Source organism: Streptomyces sp. NPDC059002, assembly GCF_042740435.1.
Lineage (GTDB): Bacteria > Actinomycetota > Actinomycetes > Streptomycetales > Streptomycetaceae > Streptomyces.
The window spans coordinates 21,534-28,382 of the sequence record NZ_JBHYJI010000085.1 but is presented as its reverse complement, the minus strand read 5'-3'; the positions used below and the strand labels follow the sequence as shown (position 1 = coordinate 28,382).

Below are 6,849 nucleotides of genomic sequence, written 5' to 3'. Positions count from 1 at the left end.
ACATTTCCAACCACAACCCGAAACACTAGTTTGTTTGTTGTCTGGTGGGCTGTGATTTGTTTATAAGAGACTGGGTCCCCGCGCCCCTGACGGGGCGCATGCCAGAGCCGGTTAAGGCCGCGCGGCCTTCCGCGCTTCCTCTTCCTTCTCCGCCGCTTCCATCTCAGCGAAGACGTCAATCGGCGGCGGCGCCTTCGCCAGGAAGACCCAGGTCAGATAGACGGCGAGCAGGAACGGCGGGATCTTCAGGGTGACCAGCACCCAGCCGAACTGCGTGGTGTCCGCCCACCAGTAGAGCGGGAAGAGGATCGCGCACTTGGCGAGCAGGATCAGGCCCCAGGCCCAACTGGCCTTGGCGTACGCCTTCTTGCGGCCGGGATTGCGGGTGCGCCAGGAGAGGTTCTCCTTGAAGACCGGGCCCAGGATCAGGCCGATCAGCGGGACGCCCGCGAGGGTCGTGACGATATAGGCCACGGCGAGGCCCAGGGTGTAGAGCATGCCGGGCAGGTAGAAGTCCTTGGCATTGCCGGTCATCATCGCGAAGACCACACCGAAGGCGACGCCGAAGACGCCGCTGAAGGCGTGCTTGACGGTGTCCTTCATGACCAGGCGGACCACGACGAGCACCAGGGACACCGCGAGGGCCGCGATGGCCGACATGTGCAGGTCCTTGTTGATCGTGAAGATGGTCACGAAGAGCAGGCCGGGGACGACCGTCTCCACCATGCCCCGCACGCCGCCGAAGGCCTCGAAGAGCGCCGCCTCGGTCACGGCCCTGGAATCGGCTTCCTGATCCGCGCTTCCCTGGTCCGTCGGCTTGTCGAGGGACGTCACCGGCTACTCCCGTCCGAGGGGTCTGAGTTCGTACTTGGGGTTGAAGAGCACCCGGCGGCCCCGGCTCATCGAGATCCGGCCCGACGCGATCAGCTTGCGCCCCGGTTCTATCCCCACGATGGAGCGCCTGCCGAGCCACACCACGTCCAGCGCCGCCGAACCGTCGAACAGCTCGGCCTCCAGGGCCGGAACCCCGGCGCGTGGCCGCAGAGTGACCGTGCGCAAGGTACCAGTAACGGTGACTATCTGGCGGTCGTGGCAGTCGCCGATGCGGACACAGCCCGCCGTCTCGGCGTCCTCACGCAGCTCCTCCGACTCCAGGTCCTCCTGGGAGGAGGACAGCCGGTCGAGCATCCGCCGGAAACGGCCTGCCGGCTTTTCGGAACCAGGAACAGCACTCATACAGAAAGCGTACCGGGGGACGCCGACACGACGGAAAGGGGTGCGCTCATCTGTGCTTATGTCCGCTCAGTACCCGCTTTCCCGACCGCTGAAGCAACCGATCCGGTCACTTCTCGAAGCGGTATCCCATGCCCGGCTCGGTGATGAAGTGCCGCGGGTGCGCGGGGTCCGTCTCCAGCTTGCGGCGCAGCTGCGCCATGTAGACGCGCAGATAGTTCGTCTCCGTGCCGTACGAGGGCCCCCACACCTCCTGGAGCAGCTGCTTCTGGCTGACCAGGCGGCCCGTGTTGCGCACGAGGACCTCAAGGAGGTGCCACTCCGTAGGGGTCAGGCGCACATCGCGGCCGCCGCGGTTGACCTTCTTCGCGGCCAGGTCGACCGTGAAGTCCTCGGTGTCCACCATCACGTCGTCGTCGCCGGACCCGGTGGGCTCGGCCCTGCGGACGGCGGCGCGCAGCCTGGCCAGGAGTTCGTCCATGCCGAAGGGCTTGGTCACGTAGTCGTCCGCGCCCGCGTCGAGCGCCTCGACCTTCTCGTCCGAGCTGTGCCGGGCGGAGAGCACCAGGATCGGGACGCGCGTCCAGCCGCGCAGGCCCCTGATGACCTCCACACCGTCCATGTCGGGCAGACCGAGGTCGAGCACGATCACGTCGGGGTGGCGGGCCGCGGCGAGCTGCAGCGCCGTGGCGCCGTCGGGGGCCGCGTCCACCTCGTACTTGCGCGCCTTCAGGTTGATCACGAGGGCGCGTACGATCTGCGGCTCGTCGTCGACCACGAGCACCCGGGTCATGCTTGCCTGCCTTTCCGGCTTCTGGTTCGGGGTCACGGTGTGACCGGAGGGGATCGGGGTCACGAGGTGACCTGGGCGGAGAGGTCGGGGCGGACCGGCGGCCGCCCGGCCGCCGCCCGCAGGGTGAGCACCATGGTGAGGCCGCCGCCGGGGGTGTCCTCGGCGGCGAGGGTGCCGCCCATGGCCTCGACGAAGCCCCGGGCGACGGCCAGGCCGAGGCCCACGCCGGCGCCGCGCGGAGCGTCGCCGTAGCGCTGGAACGGCGCGAAGATGCGGTCCTTCGCGGCATCGGGGACACCGGGGCCGCGGTCCACGACGCGGACCTCGACGCGCTCGCCGAGGGCGCTCGCGGAGACCTTCACGGGCTCGCCGTCGGGGGCGTACTTCACGGCGTTCTCGACGATGTTGGCGACCGCGCGTTCGAGGAGGCCCTTGTCGACGGCGACCATCGGCAGCGTCTCGGGGATGTCCAGCTCCGCGCTGCCGTCGGGGACGCCGCCGAGCGCCATGGGAACGACCTCGTCGAGGTCGATCTCGCGGATCAGCGGGGTGACGGTGCCGGTCTGGAGGCGGGACATGTCGAGGAGATTACCCACGAGGTGTTCCAGCCGGTCGGCGCCGTTCTCGATGCCTTCGAGCAGCTCGGCCTCGTCCTCCTCGGACCAGTCCACGTCGTCGGAGCGCAGGGAGGACACGGCCGCCTTGATGCCCGCGAGCGGCGTACGCAGGTCGTGGCTGACGGCGGCGAGCAGGGCGGTGCGGATGCGGTTGCCCTCGGCGAGGGTACGGGCCTGGTCGGCCTCGGACTGCAGGCGCTGGCGGTCGAGGACGACGGCGGCCTGCGCGGCGAACGCGGCGAGCACGCGCCGGTCCTCGGCGGGCAGGACCCGTCCCGACAGGGCGAGGGCCATGTGGTCGCCGACGGGCATGTCGACGTCGGCGTCCTCGGGGCGGCCGAGCGGGCGGCCGTCGCCGACGCTGCCCGCGCAGGTCCAGGGGTCGGTGTCGCTCTCGCGTTCCAGGAGGGCGACGGACTCCATGGCGAAGGTCTCGCGGACCCGTTCCAGGAGGGCCTCCAGGCTGGTCTCGCCGCGCAGCACGCTGCCCGCGAGGAACGACAGTATTTCCGACTCGGCGCGCAGCCTGGCGGCCTGGTGGGTGCGCCGGGCCGCGAGGTCCACGACGGAGGCCACCGACACCGCGACGCCCACGAAGACGGCGATCGCGACGATGTTCTTGTTGTTGGAGATCGTCCACAGGTGCAGCGGCGGCGTGAAGTAGTAGTTGAGGAGCAGCGAGCCGAACGCCGCCGACGCCAGGGCCGGCAGCAGCCCGCCGACCAGGGCGGCCGCCACGGTCAGCGTCAGGAACAGCAGCATGTCGTTGGCGAGGCCGAGATCCGCGTCGACATGGGTGAGCAGCAGCGTCAGGAGCGCGGGGCCCCCGACGCCCACCAGCCAGCCCCAGATGATCCGGGACCTGCCGAGGCGCGCGCCGCGTGCGACGGGCAGGCCGCGCCCCTTGGCGACCTCACCGTGCGTGACGATGTGGACGTCCAGGTCGGGCCCCGAATCGCGGGCGACGGTCGCGCCGACGCCGGGCCCGAAGGCGTACTGCCAGGTCTTGCGGCGGGAGGAGCCGAGGACGATCTGGGTGGCGTTGACGCCGCGCGCGAAGTCGAGCAGCGCGGCCGGTATGTCGTCGCCTATGACGTGGTGGAAGGTGCCGCCGAGGTCCTCGACGAGGGTGCGCTGGACGGCGAGTTCCTTGGGCGACGCCGCGGTCAGGCCGTCGCTGCGGGCTATGTAGACGGCGAGGATCTCGCTGCCGGAGCCCTTGGCGGCCATCCGGGAGGCGCGCCTGATCAGTGTGCGGCCCTCGGGTCCGCCGGTCAGGCCGATGACGATGCGCTCGCGGGCCTGCCAGGTGGAGCGGATGTTGTGCTCGCCCCGGTACTGCTGGAGGTACTCGTCGACACGGTCGGCGACCCACAGCAGCGCGAGCTCGCGCAGGGCGGTGAGGTTGCCGGGCCGGAAGTAGTTGGAGAGGGAGGCGTCGATGCGGTCGGGCTTGTAGATGTTGCCGTGCGCCATGCGGCGGCGCAGCGCCTGGGGCGACATGTCGACCAGCTCGATCTGGTCGGCGCGGCGCACCACTTCGTCCGGGACGGTCTCCCGCTGTCGTACGCCGGTGATGGACTCGACGACGTCGCCGAGGGACTCCAGGTGCTGGATGTTCACGGTGGAGACGACGTCGATGCCGGCCGCGAGGAGTTCCTCGACGTCCTGCCAGCGCTTGGCGTTGCGCGATCCCGGGACGTTCGTGTGGGCCAGCTCGTCGACCAGGGCGACGGCGGGGGCGCGTTCGAGGACCGCGTCCACGTCCATCTCGGTGAACGCCGTGCCCCGGTACTCCAGGTCCTTGCGCCGCACCTGTTCCAGGCCGTGCAGCATCACCTCGGTGCGTGGCCTGTCGTGGTGTTCCACGAAGGCCACCACGCAGTCGGTGCCGCGCTCGACTCGGCGGTGTGCCTCGGACAGCATCGCGTACGTCTTGCCGACGCCCGGTGCCGCACCGAGGTAGATCCGAAGCTTGCCGCGTGCCATGGCCCCATTGTCTTCCTGAAACTGCTGTGTACGCAGCGTCGACCTTACGGCCAACAATTCCGGCAATACGGACGAGGGGGTGCGGGGGTGCCGTCCTTGACACAACCCTGATGCGGGTGCCTGGCGGGTCTCGCGCCCCCGCTGTGCAGGCCCTATGCGTGCAGGACGGGGTCGGCTCCGTGCTCGATGATCTCGCCGTCGTGCAGCTCCAGGACCCGGTCGGCGAGGTCGAGCAGGGTCGCGTCGTGGGTGGCGACCAGAGCGGTGACGCCCTCGCTGCGGACGACCGCGCGCAGCAGCTCCATGACCGCGAGCCCGGTCTCCGCGTCGAGCTGCCCGGTGGGCTCGTCCGCGATCAGCAGGGCGGGCCTGTTGGCGAGGGCGCGGGCGATGGCCACGCGCTGCTGCTGCCCGCCGGAGAGTTCGCCGGGCCGCTGCTTGGCGTGGTCGGCGAGGCCGACGAGGGCGAGGAGCAGGGCGACCCGCTCCTCCCGCTCGCGCGGATCGGCCTTGCGCAGCCGCAGGGGCACGCCGACGTTCTCGGCGGCGCTGAGGATGGGGATGAGCCCGAAGGACTGGAAGATGAAGCCGATGCGGTCGCGGCGCAGCTCCAGGAGGCCGTTCTCGCCGAGGCCCGCGAGTTCCAGGCCGTCGACGGAGATCGTGCCGCCGTCCGGCCGGTCGAGCCCGCCGACGAGGTTGAGCAGGGTCGTCTTGCCGGATCCCGAGCGGCCCTTCAGGGCGACGAGTTCGCCGCGCGGGACGGTGAAGGAGACGCCGCGCAGGGCGTGCACCGCGGCGGCCCCGGTGCCGTACGTCCGGTGGAGTTCCTCCACGACGACCATGTCCTGCGCGCCCGCTGCCACCGACCACTCCCCTGAGCCATGCCCCTGGGTACGCAGGGGGCCGGGCGCCAGTATCGGCACGGGGCGCCCGGCCCGACAAGGTCCGAAAAGGCACGGATCGGCGAGGGCGGATCAGCGGGGATTGCCCGCGTGGGTGAGGGTCTCCCAGGCGACGAAGAGGTTGTTGGAGCCCGCGGGCCTGTTCTGTTCGGTGAGCTTCTGGGTGTTGCTCATCGCGTGCCCCAGGCGGCCCGCCAGGGCGTTGTAGCCGACCTCGGTGACGGGGCCGAGGCCGCGGTGGACCGTGCCCCCGCACAGCGAGGCGGGCGGCGCCTCGCCCAGCTCGTACCTGGCCTGGAACCCGAGCCCCTGGCGCAGCCGTTCCCCGACGTCCGTGGTGTAGAGGTCCTGGCCCTGGATGCGGCTGGTCTCGGCGACGTGCGAGATCGCGGAGAGGCCGTATCCGGTGTGGGTGAAGTCGCGGCAGGTCTCCTGGGTGAGCCCGGTGGTGAAGGTCCCCTGTCCCTGCCAGTACTTGACGATCTTCTCGCGGGTGTCGAGGTTCTGCTTCGGCACGGTCCTGGGCAGCGGGCCGTCGGAGGCGAGATAGACGTACGCGGCGGTGCGCGTACGGAAGGTGGCCATCGCCTTGTCGTACGACGCCTTGTCCTCCAGGAAGACGGAGATGCCGACGGCGGCCTCCATCATCGACAGCTCCCAGTTGCCGTTGGAGTTCGAGCCTTTGATGACCTCGGGGAGGTAGACGGTGCGCAGCATGGTCGCGAAGCGGCCGGAGTTCGCCCAGGTCCCCGCGTACGTGTACTTGATGATCTCGGCGGCCCGCGGCCAGCTGGAGCCCGCCCAGCCGGTCTGCAGCGGGGCGTTGCTGTTGGTGTGGTCCTTGATCGTGCCGGACCAGGCATCCATCAGCTCGATGGACTTCTTCGCGTAGCGGTCGTCGCGTGTGACGTACCAGGCGAGGGCGGTGGTGTACGCGGCGATCGCGTCCTCGCGCTCGTCCGTGCAGCCGTAGTCGGGGTCGGAGTAGGAGCCGCACTCGACGACCGCGCGGGGCTTGGGGGTGCGGGACAGGGAGGCGTACTTGCTGCCCATCATCCGGTCGTAGGCGGACTTCCAGGGCTGGGCGCCCGCGGTGACCTTCTCGCGGGCGAAGTCGAGCTGGCCGCGGGAGACGGTGACTCCGGGGTGAGCGAAGGACGCGGGGGCCGCGTCGGCCTTCTCCGCGCCGGGCCAGGCCACGAATCCGGCGACCAGGGCGGCCACTACGGAGACGACGGCCACGCCTACGGAGCGGCGTGGTCTGCGGCGGCGCGGGGAGCGTGCGGGGGTGGGGGCGTATGGCATGGAGGGG

At 70.4% G+C, this 6,849-nt stretch carries 6 protein-coding genes; all 6 read right to left on the bottom strand.

What is annotated here, in order from left to right; genetic code table 11:
* Positions 1-111 precede the first annotated feature (111 nt).
* A complete protein-coding gene (locus tag ACFWZ2_RS40450) occupies positions 112-834 on the bottom strand; it encodes a DUF3159 domain-containing protein (RefSeq protein ID WP_384554626.1) in 723 nt (240 codons plus the stop codon).
* Positions 835-837: 3 nt separating this feature from the next.
* Complete coding sequence (locus ACFWZ2_RS40445) at positions 838-1,236, bottom strand: OB-fold nucleic acid binding domain-containing protein (RefSeq protein WP_079043742.1); 399 nt, start codon at positions 1,234-1,236, stop codon at positions 838-840.
* Between the two features lie 106 nt (positions 1,237-1,342).
* Positions 1,343-2,026 carry a response regulator gene (locus ACFWZ2_RS40440; protein WP_055551045.1) on the bottom strand — a complete coding sequence of 228 codons (684 nt, stop codon included), beginning with the start codon at positions 2,024-2,026 and terminating at the stop codon, positions 1,343-1,345.
* 59 nt (positions 2,027-2,085) lie between these two features.
* Positions 2,086-4,632 (bottom strand): ATP-binding protein, encoded by a 2,547-nt coding sequence (locus tag ACFWZ2_RS40435; RefSeq protein ID WP_384554624.1) that lies wholly within the window; start codon positions 4,630-4,632, stop codon positions 2,086-2,088.
* Positions 4,633-4,784: 152 nt separating this feature from the next.
* On the bottom strand, positions 4,785-5,477 hold the full coding sequence (locus tag ACFWZ2_RS40430; RefSeq protein ID WP_384554630.1) for an ABC transporter ATP-binding protein: 693 nt from the start codon (positions 5,475-5,477) through the stop codon (positions 4,785-4,787).
* Between the two features lie 132 nt (positions 5,478-5,609).
* Entirely contained in the window at positions 5,610-6,842 is a 1,233-nt protein-coding gene (locus tag ACFWZ2_RS40425) for an alginate lyase family protein (protein WP_384554622.1), read from the bottom strand.
* Between the last annotated feature and the right edge of the window lie 7 nt (positions 6,843-6,849).